20 protein-coding genes and 1 pseudogene are annotated in these 23,157 nt (G+C 60.6%); 14 read left to right on the top strand and 7 right to left on the bottom strand.

Annotation, left to right across the window (positions count from 1 at the left end):
- Window positions 1–595 precede the first annotated feature (595 nt).
- From PQQ53_RS09530 to PQQ53_RS09500, 7 genes and pseudogenes are all read right to left on the bottom strand, one after another.
- Window positions 596–1,876: an acyltransferase family protein gene (locus PQQ53_RS09530; RefSeq protein ID WP_408323831.1), complete on the bottom strand. Its 1,281-nt coding sequence runs from the start codon at window positions 1,874–1,876 to the stop codon at window positions 596–598.
- Between the two features lie 471 nt (window positions 1,877–2,347).
- Window positions 2,348–2,599: pseudogene (locus PQQ53_RS09525) on the bottom strand (IS110 family transposase); the annotation flags it as partial.
- Complete coding sequence (locus PQQ53_RS09520; RefSeq protein WP_408323829.1) at window positions 2,554–4,005, bottom strand: purine-cytosine permease family protein; 1,452 nt, start codon at window positions 4,003–4,005, stop codon at window positions 2,554–2,556. The gene PQQ53_RS09520 and the pseudogene PQQ53_RS09525, both read right to left, overlap by 46 nt.
- Before the next feature lie 175 nt (window positions 4,006–4,180).
- Window positions 4,181–5,344, bottom strand: a complete 1,164-nt coding sequence (gene argE / locus PQQ53_RS09515; RefSeq protein WP_408323828.1) for an acetylornithine deacetylase — start codon at window positions 5,342–5,344, stop codon at window positions 4,181–4,183.
- Window positions 5,337–6,014, bottom strand: coding sequence for a DUF1028 domain-containing protein (locus tag PQQ53_RS09510; protein ID WP_408139218.1), 678 nt, complete (start codon window positions 6,012–6,014; stop codon window positions 5,337–5,339). The genes argE and PQQ53_RS09510 overlap by 8 nt, the downstream gene beginning before the upstream one ends.
- Before the next feature lie 10 nt (window positions 6,015–6,024).
- The gene (locus tag PQQ53_RS09505) at window positions 6,025–6,462 is read right to left on the bottom strand and encodes a RidA family protein (RefSeq protein ID WP_408139219.1); all 438 of its coding nucleotides are present in this window, start codon (window positions 6,460–6,462) and stop codon (window positions 6,025–6,027) included.
- 54 nt (window positions 6,463–6,516) lie between these two features.
- Entirely contained in the window at window positions 6,517–7,875 is a 1,359-nt protein-coding gene (locus tag PQQ53_RS09500; protein ID WP_408323826.1) for a flavin-containing monooxygenase, read from the bottom strand.
- A gap of 262 nt (window positions 7,876–8,137) precedes the next feature.
- Here PQQ53_RS09500 and PQQ53_RS09495 point away from each other — a divergent pair, with 262 nt between their 5' ends.
- The 14 genes from PQQ53_RS09495 (at window position 8,138) to dhaL (ending at window position 23,146) form a co-directional block, all read left to right on the top strand.
- Window positions 8,138–9,064, top strand: coding sequence for a LysR family transcriptional regulator (locus PQQ53_RS09495; RefSeq protein WP_408139223.1), 927 nt, complete (start codon window positions 8,138–8,140; stop codon window positions 9,062–9,064).
- Between the two features lie 180 nt (window positions 9,065–9,244).
- Complete coding sequence (locus PQQ53_RS09490; RefSeq protein ID WP_408323824.1) at window positions 9,245–10,408, top strand: SRPBCC family protein; 1,164 nt, start codon at window positions 9,245–9,247, stop codon at window positions 10,406–10,408.
- A gap of 32 nt (window positions 10,409–10,440) precedes the next feature.
- Complete coding sequence (locus PQQ53_RS09485; protein ID WP_408323822.1) at window positions 10,441–11,622, top strand: ABC transporter ATP-binding protein; 1,182 nt, start codon at window positions 10,441–10,443, stop codon at window positions 11,620–11,622.
- Window position 11,623: 1 nt separating this feature from the next.
- Window positions 11,624–12,679 carry an ABC transporter substrate-binding protein gene (locus PQQ53_RS09480; protein ID WP_408151924.1) on the top strand — a complete coding sequence of 352 codons (1,056 nt, stop codon included), beginning with the start codon at window positions 11,624–11,626 and terminating at the stop codon, window positions 12,677–12,679.
- Window positions 12,680–12,716: 37 nt separating this feature from the next.
- On the top strand, window positions 12,717–13,970 hold the full coding sequence (locus PQQ53_RS09475) for an ABC transporter permease (RefSeq protein ID WP_408139556.1): 1,254 nt from the start codon (window positions 12,717–12,719) through the stop codon (window positions 13,968–13,970).
- Between the two features lie 38 nt (window positions 13,971–14,008).
- Window positions 14,009–14,836 (top strand): ABC transporter permease, encoded by an 828-nt coding sequence (locus tag PQQ53_RS09470; protein WP_408139230.1) that lies wholly within the window; start codon window positions 14,009–14,011, stop codon window positions 14,834–14,836.
- An 895-nt stretch (window positions 14,837–15,731) separates the two neighbouring features.
- Window positions 15,732–16,751: a LacI family DNA-binding transcriptional regulator gene (locus PQQ53_RS09465; protein WP_408323902.1), complete on the top strand. Its 1,020-nt coding sequence runs from the start codon at window positions 15,732–15,734 to the stop codon at window positions 16,749–16,751.
- Window positions 16,752–16,864: 113 nt separating this feature from the next.
- Window positions 16,865–18,196: an ABC transporter substrate-binding protein gene (locus PQQ53_RS09460; RefSeq protein ID WP_408139232.1), complete on the top strand. Its 1,332-nt coding sequence runs from the start codon at window positions 16,865–16,867 to the stop codon at window positions 18,194–18,196.
- A 71-nt stretch (window positions 18,197–18,267) separates the two neighbouring features.
- On the top strand, window positions 18,268–19,224 hold the full coding sequence (locus tag PQQ53_RS09455; protein WP_408139233.1) for a carbohydrate ABC transporter permease: 957 nt from the start codon (window positions 18,268–18,270) through the stop codon (window positions 19,222–19,224).
- A complete protein-coding gene (locus tag PQQ53_RS09450) occupies window positions 19,221–20,174 on the top strand; it encodes a carbohydrate ABC transporter permease (RefSeq protein ID WP_408139234.1) in 954 nt (317 codons plus the stop codon). The genes PQQ53_RS09455 and PQQ53_RS09450 overlap by 4 nt, the downstream gene beginning before the upstream one ends.
- The gene (locus tag PQQ53_RS09445) at window positions 20,171–20,365 is read left to right on the top strand and encodes a hypothetical protein (protein ID WP_408323820.1); all 195 of its coding nucleotides are present in this window, start codon (window positions 20,171–20,173) and stop codon (window positions 20,363–20,365) included. The genes PQQ53_RS09450 and PQQ53_RS09445 overlap by 4 nt, the downstream gene beginning before the upstream one ends.
- Window positions 20,366–20,368: 3 nt before the next feature.
- On the top strand, window positions 20,369–21,472 hold the full coding sequence (locus tag PQQ53_RS09440; RefSeq protein WP_408323818.1) for an ABC transporter ATP-binding protein: 1,104 nt from the start codon (window positions 20,369–20,371) through the stop codon (window positions 21,470–21,472).
- Entirely contained in the window at window positions 21,465–22,511 is a 1,047-nt protein-coding gene (locus PQQ53_RS09435; RefSeq protein WP_408323816.1) for an ABC transporter ATP-binding protein, read from the top strand. Before PQQ53_RS09440 ends, PQQ53_RS09435 begins: the two co-directional genes overlap by 8 nt.
- On the top strand, window positions 22,508–23,146 hold the full coding sequence (dhaL, locus tag PQQ53_RS09430) for a dihydroxyacetone kinase subunit DhaL (protein WP_408323814.1): 639 nt from the start codon (window positions 22,508–22,510) through the stop codon (window positions 23,144–23,146). The genes PQQ53_RS09435 and dhaL overlap by 4 nt, the downstream gene beginning before the upstream one ends.
- Window positions 23,147–23,157: the final 11 nt, after the last annotated feature.

Below are 23,157 nucleotides of genomic sequence, written 5' to 3'. Positions count from 1 at the left end.
CGCGTTTTCACACAGCCGTATATGGACACCGCCCGGTTTGGCAAGTTGATCTTATGTGATGCGTGAACGAGGTATCGGCTGCGGTCTTATATCCGGCCTTTTGCAGGCCGAAGTTGCGGCCCCTGATGGAATTCGCGAGGAACGTCCTCATCTCGGCCACGTGCTTGAAGCACAAGACTGTGTTCAGGTTTGCGTTTCTGCGGTCCGACCTGTCGCGCCATCACATTGAAATCAACCCAGGCAACCTACCAGTTCCTCAACGCTTCAAAGTGCTCATCCTGCTATGCACGTCTGTTGCTCACATGATGCGCTTCGTACGAAGTCCCGTGAGTAAGGATCGCCCAGGCGATTCTCGCCATTTCGTTAGCCAAGGGTGTGCGCCAGCGACAGACCGCGCTCAGGACGACCACTTCGCGATCTAAGTGGCAACCGTTGAGCAATCCGTGAATGTCTTCCAGCTTACGCATTGGCTCCTGCCCGTCGAAAACGCGAGCCTGACAGACCGGCGTATCCGAATTGCGCCACAACCATCGGACTCACCAGCAGGCACTGGCCGTAATCCAGGCGAGTCGGGCGTTTCGTCGTGCCCCCGACATCACGAAACTTGGCGTTGCTTCGGGCTTACGTCGCTTCGTAACAATCCGTTTGCGCGCTCAGGCGTGGCTTTTTGCGCAAGTCCTGGAGTCAATACACGGCGCAAGGTACTCCGAAGCGGCGCGACGAGTCTTTCCTGGAACACTATAGACGCAACGAGAATCATGGCCAGATAGACCGGATAGACCGACAAATGCGCTGGCACCCGGCTTGCCGCCGCGGCGCACACATGCAGTCTATGAACGCAGGACAAAAGTGGATAGGGAATGCCAAGCAACTTCTGTACTTTTAAAAACGCAATAAAGAGCGGGATTTGTAGAGCGAAAATCGACAGCGAAGCGTTACCGAACCGCCTCGTCCAACGGACGACTCGCGGTGACGCGCGTTGAAGCAAGCTCGCTGAAACAAATATCACCGCCACTTGGGCGGGCAACATCGCACCGTTGTGAAGAAGGACTTCCCAGAATGGCGGCCCGTGTGCGAACTGATAAGCAGCGCCGATGAAAAACGCTAGTAGCGTTCCTATCAGGATTCGCCGATGACGCCCGACGAATCCGGTGATTTGTTGAGCGTGCCCCGCGAATATGCCGTAGGCGAGAATGCCTGCCAAAAATTCCGGCAGCCGTATCAGCGGATTGATATGGAGCATGCCTATCGTCCAGACGTCATACCAGCCATTTGCGACGACGATGACCGCCGGGAGAAGACTTGCGACCCACATCGCAGTCAGCATCGACCACTTGCGGCGCATGGACAGCAAGCGAGGGGCGGCGGCTGGAAATAGCAGATAGAAAAAGAACAGCGTCGACAGCGACCACGTTGGAACATTGAACGACAGGTAAAAAGGATTCCACGCCTGAAGCAGCAGGATTTGCAAAATCGCATTGACTGCCACTTCCTCCACGCTCATCGTGTGGATTTTCTCCGCTGCGGAATCGAGATTACTTAGTTCGACATCAAATGGACGGGAACTAACGGTCATCAATGCCACCGTCAACATTAGCGTGATAATGTGGATCGGATAAAGATTGGTGAATCGGCTAATAAAGAATCTGGATGCCGAGACCTTTTTCCGTTCCCCAGGCGTCATTTCCACCGAAACATGCGACAGAATAAATCCGGACAATATAAGGAAAATACTGGTCGCGCCGCACCCCAACTTGAATATGTCAGCCCAAAACATTGCCTGTGCTGCCGGATAGTAGACCAGCGTGTGGTAAATGACCAGATAGCAGGCCAGCAAAAACCGCAGAACGTCCAGACCCGGAAGCATGCCTTTCATTGTTATTTCTCGCCGCTTACGAAAAGTTATAAATCTCTACACTTCATTGATTTTCGTGATACATATTTCAGAAATGAAGGACTCGACGTCCACGAGAGATTTATCGATCATAAGCAGGCTGTATGTGCAGCTTCGCACCCTCCCAAATTGAAAACAGGATTGCCTTGACCGGCTGAAGCAGGACATGACTGGCTGTCCCTTGAGAGGCGTTCGCACACATCGCCTGCAGCCGCTTCGATTGCGCACCGGGTAGACTTCGGTGGCGGACGCACGACGCCCCTTCCGCTGTGCGAACCGGAGACGAGGCGCAACGAGTATTCCGTTCTGTTGTTAACCAATCTATGGTCACGTAGCATGTTGGAATCGCCAAGGCCACTGTTACTACATTTGCTGGACGTCGCAACTGTATTGCCTTTTGCCATGCAGTTGGTACCTTGCTGTGACACAGAACAGAGCGCGCCCCATGTATCAGCGCATACCGGGTTGCTGCACGGCGGTCCAGATTGCCCGGGCGTCCGCCGCGTCGGTCTGGTTCGTTTGCACGAAAGGTCGAATGAATTGAGCGTGTAATAGCACCGCCTCGTGCCCGAGCGCGCGGATCTTACGCGCCCACCCGTGAGCACTTCCGCACGCCTCGAGGGCGACGCGACCAGCGGGGCGCTGGGCCAGAAACGCAATTAAATCGTCGCGTCCGAACTTTCGATTCGCGACCTCGCCGGGCGGCGTGTGACACTGGCACCTGATTGTCTGCGCCGATAGTCGGTGTCCCGCGACGCGAGCCAGTAATACAGCGGCGATGTCAGAAGTAACCCGATGACCCATGAGAGATCCGCGCCGTCGAGATACTTCGGCACGGGACCCGTATACATCGGCGTGCTCATGAACGGAATCTGCACGACGATGCCGATCCCATAGGCAATCAGCGCCTGTGGATTGAAGCGGCCGTAGATGCCGCCGTCCACCTGGAAAATCGACTGGATGTCGTATTTCCCCTTGTGGATCACATAGAAGTCGATCAGGTTGATCGCGGTCCACGGCACAAGCACGACCAGCAGGGCGAGCACGAGATCGATCAGATTACCGACGAAATTCGTCGAAGCGCCGATCGCTCCGTAGCAGGATGCGAGGAGAATCGCAGTCGACAGCACGGCACGCGCCTTCGCCGTGGGAATCCAGCGATAGGCGAATGTCTGCAGCGACGTGATGGCCGCGAGCACCGCGCCGTAAAGATTCAGCGCGTTATGGCTGATCACGCTCAGCAGGAAGAGGACGAGCATCGGCAGCCCGAGCGGTCCGGTGGCCTGCTTGACGGCGTCCATCGCGTCGGCGCCGGGCGGCACCGCGAGCACGGCTACCGCGCCGAAGACGAACGCGAGCGTCGAGCCGATCGTGCAGCCGAGGTAGGTCGCCCAGAACGTCGATGCGACGCGCACGTTCTCCGGCAGATAGCGCGAATAGTCGGAAACGTATGGGGCGAAAGCAATTTGCCAGAGCGCCGACAGCGAAACGGTCGCGAGCCAGCCGGCGAAGTTGAACCCGCCGCGCGTCAGGAAATCGTCCGTGGAGATATGCGTGAGGATATAGCCGAAACCGATGAGAATGCCGATTCCGAGCACCCAGGTTCCGATGCGGTTCAGAATATGAATGAGCCGGTAACCGACAATCCCGATCAGCCCTGATCCCATCGCGCCGATCACGATGCCGACAGGAACCGGGATGCCATGTTCGATGCCATGAAGAGACTTGCCGGCAAGCACGATATTGGACGCGAAGAAGCCCACGTACATTACGCCTGCGATTACGGTGACGAGCAGCGCACCCCATGAACCGAACTGCGCGCGGCTCTGAATCATCTGCGGGACGCCCATCTGGGGGCCCTGCGCCGAATGCAACGCCATCAGCACGCCGCCGACGGCTTGACCGACGATGATCGCGAGGATGCCCCAGAGCAAGTTCAGGTGGAAGATCTGCACGCCGAGCGCACCCGTGACGATGGGCAATGGAGCGATGTTGCCGCCGAACCATAGCGTGAACAGATCGCGCACCGTGCCATGGCGATCCTCGGGCGGCACATAACCGGTGGTGTGTTTCTCGATCAACGCCGAGGCGTCGCGTTCGGAAGTATTCAAGTTCGTCTCCTATGTCAGCGGAAGTTAGCGCTTCAGCGCCATACTCCAGTCCCATATGTGATCAGGCGTGTTCGGTCCACCGAATCGCCATGCCTGGCATTCGAAAGTATTTGAGTTGCGTGGTCTTGCAGATCAGCCAACTTTGGCGCGAGACAGTGGCCTCGCTATATAGGTCTCACGACGTGGCCGAAATGTAATCTCCCAGGCGAGCCAGCATCGCATCGCACTGGTGCAATTGCTCGACGGTGACGAATTCGTCCGGCTTATGCCCTTGGTCCATGCTGCCGGGTCCGCAGACCACCGTTGGAATGCCCGCCTGATCGAAAAGCCCGCCCTCGGTGCCGAATGCGACCGTGCCGAACTCAATGGAACCGCTCAGCAGCGCCAAAAGACGCGCCGCTTCGCTATCGGGCGAGGTGGCCAATCCCGGATAGGTGGAGAGCGGCTGAAGGCGGATGTCGGTGTCGGACTGCGCTGCGCGCATTTTCGGCAGCAGCTCAGCCTCGGCGTAGGTCAGCAACTCGTCGGCTACCTGGTTTGCGTCGAAGCCAGGCAGCGCGCGCACTTCGAAGTCGAATTCGCATTCGGCCGGCACGATGTTGAGCGCGCGGCCGCCTTTGATCACGCCCGTCTGCACGGTCGAGAACGGCGGATCGAATCGCTCATCGTGATGCTCGGGCTGCGCCAACTGCTCGCCGATCTCTTCCAGGCGGCCGATCATCCGCGCCGCGTATTGAATGGCGTTGACGCCATACGGCGCATAGGCCGAATGGCAAGGCGCGCCTTTCACCCGACAGCGCATCGCCAGCTTGCCCTTGTGACCCAGCATCGGCTTAAGCTCGGTCGGCTCGCCGATCAGGCACAGGGCCGGCTTGCGCGCACGCCTCTCCAGTTCCGCCAGCATCGGCCGCACGCCGAGGCAGCCGACTTCCTCGTCGTACGAAAAAGCGAGATGCACCGGCTGCGTCAGCTCGCGTTCGAGAAACCCGGGCACCGCCGCCAGCGCCGAAGCGATAAAGCCCTTCATGTCGGCCGTGCCGCGGCCATACAGCCGCCCGTTGCGTTCGGTGAGACGGAATGGATCGACGGTCCACGCCTGACCATCGACGGGCACGACGTCGGTGTGGCCGGACAGCACGATGCCGCCGTGCTCACGCGGGCCGATGGTCGCGAACAGATTCGCCTTGGTGCGCTCAGCGTTATAGAACAGCTCGCTCGCGACACCGAGTCCCTCCAGGTAAAGCCGAATGAATTCGATCATGTCCAGATTGGAGTCCCGGCTGACCGTGGCGAAGCCGATCAGCCGCTCGAGCAGCGCACGGCTGGAACTGTCATTCATTGCCGGGCACTCCGTAGCTGGGCGCGGCGGTCGGATTCAACGCCCGGGTCAGGTAGTCCTGCATCTGCGGGCGATACGCCTGCCATAGACCGTCGAGCTGGTCGATGGGGTCGTCATCAACCCAATCGACCCGCAAATCGACAATCGGCCAGCTCACGTCGCCCACAATCTTGAGCGCCGCCGAATGCACGGGCCCCGCTTCGCCGCCGGCAGCCATCGCGGCATGCATAGCCGCGAGCAGGCGATCGGCAAGCGTGCCGGATGCCTGCTCGAACGCCGGAAGCATGGCCTCGATCACTTCGATGCCGGCCAGCATGTTGCCTGCGGCTACGCACTGCTTGCCGGCGACAGCGTGATACGTGCCGAGTGCTTCCTTGCCGCTGAAGAACGCCGTGCGCCCCTGGACATCGACCACCGTCACCTGGCGGTACTCGCTCCACTCGCTCGCGCCGAGCACACGGTCCAATGCGACGGCGGGGTCGAGTTGCCCGTTTTCCAGCAGATCGAGAATCTGCGGGCCGAGCGCGGGCAGGGTGACGTTCTGCGTCGCCACCGCGCCCACGCCGGCGCGCAACCATGGGCATCGAGCGCCTACCGCGATGCTGGACGAACTGATCGCGATTCCAAGCTGCCCGGATTCCGGGCAACGTCCTACGATAGAGAACGTCATATCTCGCTCCTCAGGCCTTCGGCGGGGTCCATCCATCCGGAATGACCGCGACAACGTCTATCTCCATCAACCACTGCGGCTGACCCAACGCGACAACGACCAGGCCGGTCGAAATAGGAAACACGCCCTTCAACCACTTGCCGACTTCCTGATAGACCGGCTCGCGGTAGCGGATGTCAGTCAGGAACGTCGTGGTCTTGACGATGTGCGACAGGTCGCTGCCCGCTTCTTCCAGCAATTGCTTGACGTTCTTCATCGCCTGCTCGGCCTGGGCACGCGGATCGCCGATGCCGACCAGGCGGCCTTCGAAATCCGTGCCCACCTGACCGCGCACATAGACCGTGTTGCCGGCGCGCACGGCCTGACAAAGATCGTTGTCGAGCGTCTGGTTCGGATACGTATCCTTCGTATTGAACATGCGGATACGGGTATGCGTAGGTTGGCTCATCAATGCACCTTAATGTTAGGAAGAAATGGATCGTGGATTAGAGAGGCGTACGCATCAATTCACGCCCATCTCGCTGACTTTGTGGACGCGTGAATCGGGGGATGTGTTTTCAACGCTTTCAATGCTGTTCGCGCGATGACTCTGTGCCGGATGTTGCGCGCCATCGTAATAAGCCAGGTATTTACGCTGCGTGACGATGTGGTCGGCGATGTGCTTCGCGTCGTGCCACACGCCCCAGATGAATGCTGAGCCACGGCGCGATAGCCAGGGCAGACCGAGAAAATAGATGCCCGGCTCCTTCGATACGCCGCGTTGATGTTGCGGCTTACCTTTTTCATCGAAGGCGTTGACGTGCAGCCAGCCGAAATCGACCGCATACCCGGTCGCCCAGACAATCGAGGTCACGCCGGCTTTCGCCAGATCGAGATCGTGCAACGGGTGCGTCACGCACTCCGGATCTGCGGGAATGATGCGGGCTTCGGGCTCTTCGGGAAGATCGAGGCCGTTGCGCTCGGCATACGCGTCGGCCGCGTCCAGCAGCGACAGATAGTTCTCGTCGCCGCGCGCGATGTTCGCCGCGAGATCCGCTTCGAAGGTCACCACGCCGTCATCGAACGATTTCGTCAAACCCACGAGCGTGATGCCCTGATTCGCGAGACGCCGGAAATCCACCGTATGGCCGCCACGCGAGCCGCTTACCGCAATGGTGACGTGCTCCCTGCCGGGCTTCATGACCTCCGCATCCCATTCGCCGAGCACGCCGAGCCACCAGCAGAAGTCGCGACCGCGATAGGCGCGCGGCGGACGATCGTGCGCTCCCACCGACAGGTAGACGCGTTTGCCCGCACGTTGCAACTCGTCCGCGATTTGCACGCCCGACGATCCCGCGCCCACCATCAGCACGCCCCCTTCGGGCAATTGAGCGGGATTGCGATAGTCGGCGGAGTGAATCTGCGCAAGGCTCGAAACTTGCGGCGCGATTGGCGGAATGACGGGACGCTGAAAGGGCCCGGTTGCGACCACCACGCGATTGGCCTCGATCGTGCCCTCCGATGTTTCGATCGTGAAGCCCTGCCGCCCCGCATTGCGCACGACCTTCTTCACTTCCACGCCGGTGCGGATCGGCGCTTCAAACTTCTTCGCATAAGCGACGAAATAGTCCGCGACTTGCTCCTTCGAAGCGAATGCATCGGGGTCGAAGTCCGCGAACTCCAGATTGGGGAAACGATCGTGCCACGCGGGGCCATTGGCAACCAGCGAATCCCAGCGTCCCGTGCGCCAGCGCTCGGCGATACGTGCGCGTTCCAGCACGAGATGCGGCACGCCAAGCTTGCTCAAATGTTCGCTCATGGCGACGCCGGCCTGACCGGCGCCGACTACGAGCGTGTCGATTGACGTTGTTTCCACTGTCATGGCTGTGTCCTTCTGAAAAGGCGGAATGTTTCGATTCGATCGGCCGTCGCGGTCTTTGAGCGCTCGCGATCGCTGCGGACCCGGTAGCGTTTTCCGACAGCGCGTCGCCGTCTGGTCCGTTCGTCTGCGTGAAAATCTACGCGCCCCTTGAGAATTTGAAAAATATATTTAAAAAATGCATGGCATCGGATTTACCTATGCAAGCCTTTTTGACCGCTTCACAATGCCGCCCATTGAAGGCCTTGAACACGGAGCGTCGTCGATGGAGAGTCAACCGTTACGCTACTCGTTGCGCCAGTTGCGTTACTTCGTGGTCACTGCGGAAGCACTGTCCTTCACCGCCGCCGCGAAGCGTCTGCACATCTCACAGCCGTCGATCTCGACGGCGCTCGCCGATCTCGAGGTGTCGTTCGGCGTGCAACTCTTCATACGACATCACGCGAGCGGTCTCTCGCTTACGCAAGCCGGTCGCGATCTGCTCGGCCAGGCGCGCAATCTTCTGAAGTTCGCGGAGGAATTGCAGACCACTGCGAAGGAAATGGACGGCGGCGTGACGGGGGCCATCGCGCTCGGCTGCCTCGTCTCGCTCGCGCCGCCGCTCATGCCAAGGCTCATCAGCCGATTCACGGGCGAGAACGCGGGCATCTCGTTTCGCACTGTCGAGGCGCATCAGGATGGCCTGCTGCGCGGCCTGCACGACGGCTCGCTCGACATTGCCCTCACCTACAGCCTCGACTTGACGGAGGACATCGCCTTCACGCCGCTGCTCTCGCTGCCGCCTTATGCGATCCTGCCGCGGACGCATCGTCTGGCACGCGCGCGCAAGATATCGCTCGCGGACCTCCTGCCCGAGCCGTATGTGATGCTGGACCTGCCGCACAGCCGCGAGTATTTCGCCGCACTCTTCGATGCGGTGGGCAGCCGTCCCGTGCCCGCATTCCGTTCGTCGCAGCCGGAGGTCGTGCGCGGCATGGTGGCCAACGGCCTCGGCTATAGCCTCCTGAACTTTCCGCTCAAATCGAATCGCACCGTGGATGGGGAAGAGTTCGTCATTAAACGCTTCAAAGACAACGTTAACGCAACGACACTCGGCATCGCGCAATCGCGCACAATGAAGCCGCGCCAGGTCGTGCATCGCTTCGCGACGTTCTGCGAGACCTATATTCGGCGGCTGCATATCGACGCATGATCAGGAAAGCGCGATCGTCTGCTTTAGGCCCGCGCACGCTGCATAGGCAAAAGCTTTACTTTGTATCTGAAAACAATATTTTGGCTTGCAATTTGGCTTGATAGATTGATGCCATGTTGAACGCCGCGCCGCAAAGCCTTGCGTCGCCGCGCTCTCACCGTGACGAATCAAGGGGACACCATGGCCAACCCGGTAAGGACGATCGCAGTGCAAGCACTTGTCGACGAACTGCAGACGGGTTGCGAACGTCCATTCGGCGACGCGCATGCGATGCCGCCCGGCGTCTATACGTCGCCCGAATTCCTCGCACTGGAAGAGCGCGCCATCTTCGAGCGTGAATGGCAATGCGTCGGCCGGGCCAGTGCGCTCAAAGTGCCCGGCGATTACATGACGGCGCGGATCGGAGCGCAACCGATCGTCGTATTGCGCGACGAACAGATGCAACTCAAGGCGATGTCGAACGTGTGCCTGCATCGCATGTCGGTTCTGCTCGAAGGACGCGGCAACGTACGTCGCATCGTCTGCCCTTATCACGCGTGGAACTATTCGCTGGACGGCACGCTGCAAGGCGCGCCGCTCATGGATCGGCAAGAGGGCTTCTGCAAGGAAAGCTACAAGCTGCCCGCCGTGCGCTGCGACGAATGGCAAGGCTGGATCTATGTGACACTCGACGAAAACCCGCCGCCCGTTCACACGCAGCTCGCCGAACTGAGCGAGCTCATCGGCGCATACGGCATGTCGGACTACATCGAAACTTTCTATGAAGAGCACGTGTGGGACACGAACTGGAAGATCCTCGCGGAAAACTTCATGGAAAGCTACCACCTGCCCATGCTGCATCGCGCGACGGTAGGACCGCATTCACGGCTCGAGGAGATGGAATGCCCGCCCGGCTATCCCGCCTTCAACTATCACTGGATCACGAAGGAAGCGTCCTTGCCCATCGGCAACGCGCATCCGGACAACACGCGCCTCACGGGACATTGGCGCAAGACCACGGCGCTGCTCGCGATCTACCCGACGCATCTCGTCACACTTACGCCGGGTTACTTCTGGTATCTCGTGCTGCAGCCTCAAGGCGTGGAGCGCGTGCATATCCGCTTCGGCGGCGGGCTTGCGCCGGAGTTCATCGCCGATCCCGAGGCCAATGCGCATATGACGACGTTGAAGAAGCTGCTTGACGAAGTCAACGCGGAAGACAAACGCGGCGTGCAAGCCGTGTTTCGCGGCGTGCACGCGCCGCTCGCGAAGCCCGGTCACTTGAGCCCTCTCGAACGCCCCAATTATGACTTCGCGCGCTATGTCGCTAGCAAAATCGCCGCAACGCAGCTCGGCGCGCATTGATTACGACGCACCATCGACAGGACGCGATCACGATGTCAAACCCTTCCTTCATTTCGTTCTCGGGCGTGAGCAAATCGTACGACGGCGCCCAATACGTCGTCGATGACTTGAACCTCGACGTGCGCAAGGGAGAATTCCTGTCGCTGCTGGGTCCGTCCGGCTCGGGCAAGACGACGACGCTCATGATGCTCGCGGGATTCGAATCGCCCACGCGCGGCGAGATACGCCTCGACGGACGGCGGCTCGACGACAAGCCGCCGCATCAGCGCGACATCGGCATGGTGTTTCAGAACTACGCGCTCTTTCCGCATCTGACGATTGCGGAGAACGTCGCGTTTCCACTGTCCGTGCGGCGCGTGAGCCGCGCTGAGCAGAAGACGCGCGTGAAGCGTGCGCTCGAGATGATCGAACTGCCGCATCTGGCAAACCGGCGTCCCGCACAGCTCTCCGGCGGACAGCAGCAGCGCGTGGCGCTCGCGCGCGCGCTCGTGTTCGAGCCGAGCGTCGTGCTGATGGACGAGCCGCTCGGCGCGCTCGACAAGCGCCTGCGCGAAACCATGCAATACGAGATCATGCGCCTGCATCGCGAGCTGTCGCTCACGATCGTTTACGTGACGCACGATCAGGCCGAAGCGCTGACGATGTCGGACCGCGTCGCCGTGTTCTCCGATGGCCGTATTCAGCAAGCCGCCACGCCCAGCGAACTCTACGAGAACGCGCAGAACGCCTTCGTCGCGAACTTCGTCGGCGAGAATAACGGCTTGACCGGGCGCGTTGTCACTGCCGGCGAGGAGTGGGCGACGCTTGCGCTCTCGGATGGCAGCGTCATTCGTGGCCGCTGCGAACCCGGCCTGCGCGTGGGCGACGACGCGATGCTCGCGCTGCGCCCCGAACGCGCGCATATCCCGAGCGCCGAAGGCGCGTCCGTCGACGAACACAGCAACGTGGTGCGCGCACACGTCCAGGAACTGGTGTATTGCGGCGATCACCATCGCGTGCACCTCGCGCTCGGTTCGCGCGATTCCTTTGTCGTGAAAGTGCCTAATACGCAGCGCCATGCGCTGCCTTCGCCGGGCAGCGCGATCGAGATCGCGTGGCGCCACGACGACTGCAAGATTCTCGCGATGAGCGCGCCGCGCAGCGCGCCCGTGATCCACGCTTCCACACCGCTCTCACCTTCCATCATCACGACCGCACCCGCAGGAGCCAACTGACATGCGCACCCTCATCAAAACACAAAGCGTCGCACTCGCAGTACTCGTCGCAGCCGCTTTCACCACCGTGACCACCCAGGCGGCGGAGACGCTCTCCGTCGTGACCTTCGGCGGTGCATACGAAGCCGCGGCAAAGAAGGCCTATTTCGAACCGTTCACGCAAGCCACCGGCATCGGCTTCTCGACCGAATCGTATGACGGCGGCCTCGCGAAGCTCTCCGCGATGGAGCAGGCGAAGAACACCACGTGGGACCTGATCGACCTCGAAACGAACGATGCGATCACCGCCTGCGACGAGGGCCTGCTGCAGAAGTTCGACAAGAAGACGCTCGGCAAGACGAGCGACTTCATCCCCGGCACGATCAGCGATTGTGCGGTTGCGAGCATGGTCTGGTCCACGGTCTACGCGTACGACACGAGCAAGCTGAAGACCGCTCCGACCACCGTCAACGACTTCTTCGATCTGCAGAAATTCCCCGGTAAGCGCGGCCTGCGCAAGTCGCCGAAGGTCACGATGGAATGGGCGTTGATTGCGGACGGCGTCGCTCCGAAAGATGTCTACAAGGTGCTCGCTACGCCCGCCGGCGTGGATCGCGCGTTCAAAAAGCTCGACACGATCAAGCAGAACATCGTGTGGTGGGAGTCGGGTGCCCAGGCACCGCAGTTGCTCGCAGACGGCGCGGTCGTGATGACGCAGGCCTACAACGGCCGCATTTCCGACGCCGCGAAGAAGGACAACAAGCCATTCAAGACCGTCTGGGACGCGCAAGTTTACGACTTCGACTGGTGGGCCGTTCCGACGGGCGCGAAGCACGCCGACGCCGCCGCGAAATTCATCGTCTCCGCTTCGCAGCCGAAGGCGTATGCGGACTTGTCGAAATACATCGCCTACGCGCCGCCGCGCAAGGACGCCATCGCGCTTATCGACAAGCAACGCCTCGCCGATCTGCCGACCGCACCCGAGAACTTCAAGCGCGCCTTGCAGATCAACGCGAACTTCTGGGCCGACAACGCGGACCAGATCAATAAGCGATTCCAGGTGTGGCTGACGCAGTAACACCATCGTCCGACGAGAGCCCAACTTGACTAGTCACATGCCCGCTTCGGCCCGAGCCACGGCCTCGGGCTCTCCGACGAGAGCCGACGGCCGCGCGTCGTTTCAAAAGGCGCGCCGCCGAGCGTCGGTGCAGGCGCTTTTGCTTGCGCTGCCGCTGATCGTGTTTCTGCTTTCGACGTTCATCGCGCCGATCGCGCTCCTGCTCGCGCGCAGCGTGGAAAATCACGAGGTGCCCGACAGCATGCCCGCGCTCACGCGCGCGCTCGATGCATGGGACGGGCGCGGCGTGCCGGACGAGCGCATGTTCGCCCTGCTCGCCGCGGGGCTCAGGGAGGCGCAGCAAAGCGGGCAACTCGGCACCGTCGCGCGGCGGCTGAACTTCGATCAGGCTGAGTTCCGCAGCCTGTTGATGCGCACCGCGCGCCAGCTGCCCGCCGATGCGCCGCCCGCGTGGAAACCGGCGCTCGTTGAACTCGACGAACGCTGGAATTCGCCGGAGACCTGGCGTCTGCTGAAGCGCGCCGCCATGTCGCCGACGCCGGACTATCTGCTCGCGGCCGTCGATGCGCACGTGACACCGCAAGGCTCAGTCGCGTTCGTGCCGGACAACGCTTCCGTCTATCGGCAGGCGTTCGTGCGCACGATCTCTATCAGCGCCACGGTCACGCTGCTGTGCCTTGTGCTCGGCTATCCGGTCGCATGGCTGCTCGCGAACCTGCCCGCGAAAACCAGCAACCGCTTGATGCTCCTGGTGATCGTGCCGTTCTGGACTTCGGTGCTCGTTCGCACAACCGCGTGGTACGTTTTGCTGCAACCGGGCGGCGTCATCAACAGCCTGCTGATGGGTCTCGGTCTCGCCACCCATCCGCTGCCGCTCATCTTCAACCGCGCAGGCGTGCTCATCGGCATGACGCATGTGCTCCTGCCCTACATGATTCTCGCGATCTATTCGGTGATGAAAAGCGTATCGCCCGTGTACGTACGGGCCGCCCAATCGCTTGGGGCGCACCCGTTCATCGCGTTCGTCCGGATCTACATGCCGCAGACGCTGCCCGGCGTGGGGGCGGGCTGCTTCCTCGTGTTCGTGCTCGCGCTCGGCTACTACATCACGCCCGCGCTGCTCGGCGGCGCAGGCGACGAGATGATCAGCCAGCTCATCGCGATACAGACCAACACGCAACTCAACTGGGGCCTCGCCGGTGCGCTCTCAGCCTATCTCGTGATCTTCACGGCGATCTTCTATTTCCTGTTCAACCGCATCGTCGGCATCGACCGCTTGCGCTTCGGTTGAAACTCGGTTGAAACACGCGGACACGACGAGGAAACGACATGCCAGATCAACGCAACAAGGTGCTGACGGAGCGCATCGCCGGCCGCTGGGTGCGGCTGCATACGGCGCTTGTACTGTTCTTCCTGATCGCGCCGATTCTCGCGATCATCCCGCTCTCGTTCAATTCAGGCTCGTACTTCTCCTACCCGTTGCAGGGCTTTTCGCTGCGCTGGTATGAACAGGCACTCACGAGCGCGGACTGGCGGCGCTCGCTTCTGAATAGCATCGGCATCGGCACGGCGTCGACGCTGATCGCCACGTGTCTCGGCACGCTCGCCGCACTGGGCATTTCGCGCACGCAGTTTCCGCTACGCTCGCTGATCATGCCGATCATCATCTCGCCGATGATCGTGCCGATCGTCGTCGTTGCCGCGGGCTTCTATCTGATCTTCGCGCCGCTTGGCCTTGTGAACTCGTATCCCGGCGTGGTGCTGGCGCATGCGGCGCTCGGCACGCCATTCGTCGTGATCACCGTGACGGCGTCACTGCTTTCGTTCGATCAGAGTCTGTTGCGCGCCGCTTCCGGGCTCGGCGCGACGCCTTGGGTCACATTCAGACGTGTGACCTTGCCGCTCATCACGCCGGCGGTCGCGACCGGCAGCGTCTTCGCTTTCGCGACCTCGTTCGACGAAGTCATCGTCATTCTGTTCATTGGCGGCCCGGATCAAACAACCGTGCCGCGGCAGATGTGGAGCGGCATTCGCGACTCGATCGACCCGTCGATCCTCGCCGTGGCGACGATGCTGATCGTGTTTGCAGTGCTGCTCTTTGCGAGCATTAACTGGCTGCGCGGCCGCACGGCCGCGGCCAGCAACGCTCTTATCTGACGCATCAAGGCCACCCGGGCCGAGCTCTATAAGCTTCGCTTCGCGAGCGGGCTGCGTTCTCGGGCAGGAATTTGTCTTTACATCAGACAAGCGCACACGCTAGAGAAACGACATGTCTTGCTCCCGCTCAATGTCTTTCCGATGCGCAAGGGACGTTCGAGCGCACATTGGGTACACGAACCCAACGGCCGTAATTGGCCGGGTAGCGCCTGATGCAATGGGCGTGCGCTGCTTCAATCCTCGCCAAGCTGCGATCGGCAGCACGCCACTGCGGATTCAACCAGTCGTCGTCGGGCTCAGTTCGGCCATCAAGCGACACTCACCCCGTCACAATGAATGGGCGAAGACGAACGCAAAGCGGTCACTGTAGCTGGCCAGCTAACGTCACGCTTCATGCACATGAAGAGCCTTTCCTTGCGGTGATCCGGGGGTGTGCTCTTCGTCGGTGAGTCACGTCTGCCCCATCCGCAGCGTGCTGTACTCGATAGAGCGGCCAAAAGCACACGCGAGCACTTCATTGCTTCAGACTCGCTCGCCGCCCGACATCGCCACCAATCTCCGTGGCGTCACTGCTTTAGACGCGGTAAGCGATGACTTCAAATGCCTCGTTCACGCCACCGTTGAAACGTCGTGGGTGCCTGCGGAGATCGACTACCACCGCTGACCGTACGCAGTTGGCCGGGGTTCTCTTCGGGCGCTAGTCGCCGCCGCACGCCATCGACTCCCCATGCGATTCGCGATCTCTGGGCCTGCTGCGTCGTCCGTTGCACTTAGGGACCACTCCGTCCATCAAAACAATGACGCTTTTTTCACGGAGAAAAAGCTTGCATTTTTTTTAGAAAAAACTACCTTCATTAAAACAAAACAATTCTTCGCTCGGCACCGGAGGAGACCCATGCCGGCTACTCGTACGATGATTGCGCGTCGGGCTGGCGTCAGCGTGGCCACGGTCGATCGTGTCCTGCGCGACGATCAGGCTGTGCGTCCGGAAACCGCTGAACGCGTGCATCTTGCACTCGCGAATCTGCGTGATGAGCGGGCGAGCCGCGGCCGGCCGGTAAAGGTCAGCTCATTCCGGGTCGCGTTCGTGCTGCCGCAGGTGAACTCCCGTTTCCTCGATCACGTCGAGCGCGATATCGCGCTGTCCGCCAGCTTCTTTCGCGAGCACCGCATCACCCCTTCGTTTTACCGCTGCGATTTTTCCAGCCAACGCGAGACCGCGGCTTTCGCCGCTGAAGTGATCGACCACGACGCGCTCGTTCTCGCACCTCTCGACTATCCGTGGGTTGAGCGTCTCATCGAAGAGATGAGCGACGCTCACGTGCCAGTCGTCACAGTGTTCTCCGATTTACCCGCGAGCCGGCGCGCCGCGTACGTGGGTGTCGACAACCGGATTGCCGGACGCACGGCAGGACTACTGATGGGACGCTTCCTTTGCGCGAAGCTCGGCACTGTTGCCGTGCTATCGGGATCGTCGCGTCTGCATGATCAGGTGGAACGGCGCACCGGCTTCTCGCAAGTGTTGGAGGAGGACTTCCGCAACCTGCGCTGGGTCGCCGAACCGGACTTCACTGAAGACGACGACGGCGCCGGTCTTGCCGTGCAGGGCTTAAGTGCACGCCATGCGGACCTGGTCGGCGTGTATGTGACGGGCGGCGGCATTTCCGGCATTGCAGCGGCACTGCAGGAGTCCGGCGACAAGGCTCACCTCGTCCTGATCGGCCACGAATGCACTGCGGAGACCCGCACCCAACTATCGGAACGTGCGATCGACGTGATACTCGATCAGGACGTGCGCGGCATTGTTCATTGGGCCGGGCTCGCCGCGATTAATTTTCTTAACGACGTCCGGGGAGCGCTTGCCATCCCCACGCCGGAAACCCGGATTTATCTTCGTGAGAATGCGCATGCCTGACGCTCGCGACACGCGGACCGACTTCTGATCTGCCAGAGCCGAAATGCGGTGCCCGGCGCATGGGCGCTGAATGTCATCAGGTTGGAGACCCGAGAAAGACAAGGAGAAGAGACATGGTACGTCTAACGTCAGCGAGGGTAGTGGCGGCCACCCTCATATCGCTGGGGCTCGGCACTGCAACGGGCGCGCACGCACAGGACAAGCAGTTGACACTCTGCTGGGCGGCATGGGATCCCGCCAATGCACTGGTCGAACTGTCGAAGGATTTCACGGTCAAGACCGGCATCAAAATGAAGTTCGAGTTCGTACCGTGGACCAGCTATGCCGACCGCTTCCTCAATGAACTCAATTCGCACGGCAAGCTGTGTGACCTGATCATTGGCGACAGTCAGTGGATCGGCGGCGCAGCGGTCAATGGACATTACGTCAAGCTCAACGACTTCTTCACCAAGAACAAGATTTCGATGGACGACTTCGTGCCGGCAACCGTGGTGGGATATTCGGAGTGGCCGAAGAATACGCCGAACTATTGGGCCTTACCCGCGATGGCTGACGCGGTCGGATGGACCTACCGTAAGGATTGGTTTGCGCGTCCAGAGTTGCGCGCGGAATTCAAGCAGAAATACAACCGTGAGCTCGCGCCGCCCACTACGCTCGATGAACTCAAGCAGACTGCGCAATTCTTCCAGGGTCGAAAGATCGACGGCAAGACGGTCTATGGCGTGTATATCTTCACGGAGCGTGGATCCGAGGGGATCACGATGGGCGTGACCAACGCCCTGTACAACTTCGGCTTTGAGTATCAGGATCCCAGGAAGCCCTATCACCTCGATGGCTTCGTGAACTCGCCAGGCGCGGTGAAAGGGCTGGAATACTACAAAGCGCTCTACAAATGCTGCACGGCGCCGGGCATGACCAACGCCTACATGCAGGAAGGGCTCGACGCGTTCAAGTCGGGTCAGGTGGCGATGCAGATGAACTGGTTCGCGTTCTTTCCGGGGCTTTATAAAGACCCGAATGTCGGTGGCGACAAAATCGGCTTCTTCGTCAATCCGCGAGAGATGAAGCAATACACGCAGTTGGGTGGACAAGGCATCTCGGTCGTCTCCTACTCGGACCATAAAGAAGACGCGCTCGAATATATCAAGTGGTTTGCGCAGCCTGACGTGCAGAAGAAATGGTGGCAACTGGGCGGCTATTCGGCGGCCAAATCAGTGGTCGACGCACCGGACTTTCCGAACAGCGCGCCGTTCGCACCCGCGTTCCTGAAGTCGATGGCAATCGTCAAAGACTTCTGGGCAGAGCCCGCATATGCCGAACTGTTGCTCGACATGCAGAAGCGCGTGCACGACTACGTGGTGGCCGATAAGGGCACGGCCAAAGATGCATTGGATCTGCTGGTGAAAGACTGGACCAAGGTCTTCAAGCAAGAAGGAAAGTATTAGCTTTTAGCTGGACTTGACTGGACCGGCGACGGCTGAACCGGCTGTCTCCGGTCCGCTTAAAGGAGCCAGGCATGTTGGCAGATAAGCCTTTTTCTCCCGCGAGTCTCGAAGCGGGTGCGTCAACGCGCATCGCGAAGCGGCTAAGTGGACTGTCGGATCGAGCCATCGCGTGGCTCTTCATTCTTCCGACCATTCTGCTGCTGCTCGCGATCAACATCTTCCCGTTGATCTGGGCGCTTCGACTGTCGTTCACCAACTTCAAGTCGAACATGCCGAGTGTGCCGGCGCGTTTCGTCGGCATCGACAACTATGTCGACATCCTGACCGACGAAGACATCTGGTACGCGATGCAGGTGACGGCGCGCTTCGTATTCTGGTCGGTCGGGTTGGAAGTGTTGCTGGGTTTCGGCCTTGCATTGCTGATCAACCGGCAGTTCCGCGGACATAGTTTCTGGACCACGCTAATTCTGCTGCCGATGATGCTGTCGCCTGCGGTAGTGGGCAACTTCTGGACGTTCCTGCTGCAACCGCAGACGGGGCTTTTCAACGATATCGTCAGCTTCTTCACCGGCATCCCGCCGGGGTCGTTCCAGATGATCGGCGACGTAGCGCTCGCGCCGTGGACCATCGTGATCGTCGACACGTGGATGTGGACACCGTACGTCATGCTCATCTGCCTGGCGGGCTTGCGTTCAATTCCCGACTATATCTACGAAGCAGCGGAAGTGGACCGCGCGACGCCGTGGCGTCAGTTCTGGTCGATCACGTTGCCCATGACCATGCCGTTCCTGATGCTCGCGGTACTGTTTCGCGGCATCGAAAACTTCAAGATGTTCGATATGGTGAACCTGCTGACATCGGGCGGTCCAGGCTCGGTAACGGAAACGGTATCGATCACGCTCAAGCGTGCCGCGTTCGAAAAGTGGCAGACCGGTTATTCGTCCGCGCTTGCAATCATCCTGTTCGTGACGGTATTCGGTGCGGCGAATATTTACGTGAAGGCGCTTAACCGGATGAAACAGCGATGAGAGCGACTACGACACAACATTCCGTGGTGGCATCGTCTCCGCGCGCCAGGCGCTTCGCGGCTGCGATCGTTATCACGTATGCACTGATTGCTACGTTACCGATGGTCTGGATCTTCCTGACGAGCTTCAAAACGCAGGAAGATGCGATAGCGTATCCGCCCGTCGTGCTGTTTCAGCCTTCCATGGAAGGCTATGTGAACCTGTTGACGATCCGCTCGCGGCAGACACCTGAGTTTATTGCGAGCCTGCCGCCCGCGCGGACCTGGTATGAACGTGAGGTACGCAAGCGCAACATGGTGATCGCCGGACCTTCGAAGGTTTTGCCGCGCTTCATGAATTCGCTTGTCATTGGATTCGGTTCGACGTTTCTAGCGGTATTTCTCGGCACGCTGGCGGCATACGCGTTTTCGCGCTTCAAGGTGCCGCTGTCCGACGATCTGCTGTTCTTCATTCTCTCCACACGGATGATGCCGCCCATTGCAGTCGCCATTCCGATCTACCTGATGTATCGCGCTCTGGGCTTGAGCGACAGCTATGTCGGCATGATCGTGCTGTACACAGCGGTGAATGTCTCGCTAGCGGTGTGGCTGCTCAAAGGTTTTATGGACGAGATCCCGCGCGAGTATGAAGAGGCTGCGCTGGTGGACGGTTACACGCGTTTGCAGGCCTTCGTGAAGGTGGTATTGCCGCAAGCGATGACGGGCATTGCCGCCACAGCGATCTTCTGCCTGATCTTTGCATGGAACGAGTACGCGTTTGCTTCGCTGCTGACAAGCGGCGATGCGCAGACCATGCCGCCATTCATTCCGTTCATCATCGGAGAAGGCGGTCAGGACTGGCCGGCCGTTGCGGCAGCGACAACATTATTCGTGCTGCCGATTCTCTTTTTCACCGTTCTGCTGCGCAAGCATCTGTTGCGGGGCATCACCTTCGGAGCCGTGCGCAAATGAACCGCGAAGTCATTCCGACGCACCGCCGGCTGTTTCGTCGCACTTACAGCGAGGGTGCGTCGACGGTACTGATCGGCTTCGGTGTGGCGATGCTTGTGCAGCCGTTTTCGTTGACGCTCTTCACCTGGTCGTTTCCGGTCCTTCTGGTCGGCGCGCTCGCGTTCGTCGTCACCAGCCATTTTCCGGACTGAACCATGTCCACGATCGTTCTCGCTCATCTCCACAAGCGCTTCGACGATTTTGTCGCGGTGCGCGACACCAGCCTGACCATCGGCGCGGGACGCTTCGTCGTGCTGCTCGGACCGTCAGGCTGCGGCAAGACCACAACGCTGCGGATGATTGCGGGGCTGGAGCTACCGACTTCCGGGCAGATCCTGATCGATGGTGAGGACGTCACTGCGTTGCGCGCGCGGCAACGCGATATTGCCTTCGTGTTCCAAATGTTTGCGCTGTATCCACATATGACGGTGCGCAATAACATCGCGTTTCCGCTAAAGAACGAACACGTATCGCGCAGCGAAATTGCCGCCCGGGTCGATGCGGCGGCACATATGTTGCGCATCGAGAACATTCTCGATCGCAAGACCGGCGGCCTGTCCGGTGGCGACCGGCAACGCGTGGCGCTCGGCCGCGCGATCGTGCGGCAACCGAAAGCATTCTTGATGGACGAACCGCTGGGCACGCTCGATGCGGACTTTCGTGAACTGATGTGTCTGGAACTGCGCAAGCTGCACAACGCGCTCGCCGCCACGACGGTGTACGTCACACACGACCAGAGTGAGGCGATGGCCATGGCGGACGATATCGTCGTGATGAATCAGGGTGAAGTGCTGCAGGCGGCCTCACCCCATGAGATTTATCACTTCCCCGCGACAGTGTTCGTCGGCAACTTCATCGGCAGTCCACCCATGAATTTCCTGCGCGCCGACGGGACGGTGATGGCGGGCCAGGAGCAGGTGAGCCTGCATGGCGCGGCGGTGTCCGTGCCGCGTTGCGATGCCGGTGCCGCGCGCGTGTTGCTGGGAATCAGACCGGAGCACGTCGTGATCGGCGAGCACGGTCCGCTGCGCGGTCACGTGATCGCCGACGAATACCTTGGCTCGCACCAGGTATTGGCGGTTGAAACCGCGCTCGGCGTCGTGCGCGTGCGCGCCAGCAAAGACGATGGTGTTGCCGCGGGCACGAGCGTCGGTCTGTCGTTTCGGAAAGAACGCACGCTGCTTTATGACGCCACTACTGAGCGCCTGCTGCCGGGCGCTGCTTCCACGCTTTCTGTCAACGGAGTCGGTCATGGCTGAAGTCCAGCTACGCAATGTATCGAAGCGCTTCGGCAACATCGTAGCGGTGGACGATCTGTCGATCGACGTGAAAGACGGCGAATTCGTCGTGCTGCTCGGACCGAGCGGCGCGGGCAAAACCACTACGCTACGGCTGATCGCGGGACTGGAACGCCCCGATGCCGGCGACGTGCTGATCGACGGAGCGCTCGCCACCGGCATGCATCCCTCCGATCGCGACGTCGCGTTTATCTTCCAGCAATACTCTTTGTATCCGCATCTGACTGTGTTCGGCAATCTGGCGTTTCCGCTTCGTTCGCCACGTCGTCGCAGCAGCGAGGAACAGGTCCGCGCGCGCGTGCATGCGGTCGCGCAGATGCTGCATATGGAAGCGAAGCTCGACAACATGGCAACGCATCTGTCGGGCGGCGAAATGCAGCGCGTCGCGATCGGGCGCGCGCTCGTGCGCGAGCCGAAAGTGTTTCTGATGGACGAGCCGCTGTCGTCGCTCGATGCAAAACTGCGTGAGGAATTGCGTATCGAGTTGAAGCGGCTGCATCGTACGATTGGCGCGACCATTCTCTATGTCACGCATGATCAGGTGGAGGCCACCACCCTGGCCGACCGCATCGGCATTCTTGAACACGGCCGTCTGGTGCAGCTCGGCACGCCACGCGAGGTCTACGGCAATCCGGTTTCATTGAGCGCGGCGCAGCGGCTCGGCTCGCCGCCGATCAACCTGCTGCCGCCCACGCTGTTCGATTCGGCAGCGGTGCCGGCCGGCACCGCGACCGTGGCGATTCGTCCTGAAGACGTGGTGCTGCACGAGGGCGACGCGCGTGATGCACCCGGCACCCATCATGCACGCGATGCACTCGAGCTGAACGTGCTCGAATACTCACCGCTGCGTCATCTGCTGATTCTGGAGCGCGCTGGAACCCCGGTTGTGGCGACCATGATGGCCGAGCGCAACTTCAGCCCCGGGCAGTCGGTGGGCGTGTCGCTGCCCACTCGCAGCCTTTTATATTTCCGTGCAGACGGCAGGAGGATCCCGACATGAACGGCAAAACGGTCATGGAGTGTATCGACGCCGCATATGCAGCGCTGAAAGAGCACATGGACGAAATCGCCGTACTCGACCAGCAGATTGGCGATGGCGATCACATCTTCAATCTGCTGCGCGGCATGGAGGCCTTGCTCGCAGTGCGTGCGGACATCGAAGCGGAAACATTAGGGGCCGCGTTGGAACTCGCAGCGAACAAGGTGCTGTCGACGGTCGGCGGATCATCCGGGCCGCTATTCTTTTCGTTGCTGAACGGGATGGCGAAAGCATCGGCAAACAATCCGCTGGATGTTGCTGGCACCGCGCTCATGTTCGCAGCGGGCGTCGAAGCGGTCGGACAGCGAGGTAAGACGGGCGTAGGCAGCAAGACAATGATGGACGTGCTGATTCCCGTTGCCGCGCGCTTTAAGGAGCTCGCGACCATCGCATCGCCTACGTTGCGAACAACCGTGCTGGAAGAATTGCCGCAGGTGGCCGAGCGGAACATGCTCGCCACCCGCGATATGCTCGCGACCAAAGGGCGGGCATCGTTTCTGGGCGAACGCTCGCGCGGTCATATCGACCCTGGTGCGCGTTCGAGTCAGATCATGATCACCGCCGTATGCGCGCATCTGGCGCGCAACTGGGCGTGAAGGGAGACCAG

Origin of the sequence: Paraburkholderia strydomiana (assembly GCF_046030495.1) — a bacterium.
GTDB classification, from domain to species: Bacteria; Pseudomonadota; Gammaproteobacteria; order Burkholderiales; family Burkholderiaceae; genus Paraburkholderia; species Paraburkholderia strydomiana_A.
This window is presented reverse-complemented; position numbering and strand designations above follow the sequence as displayed.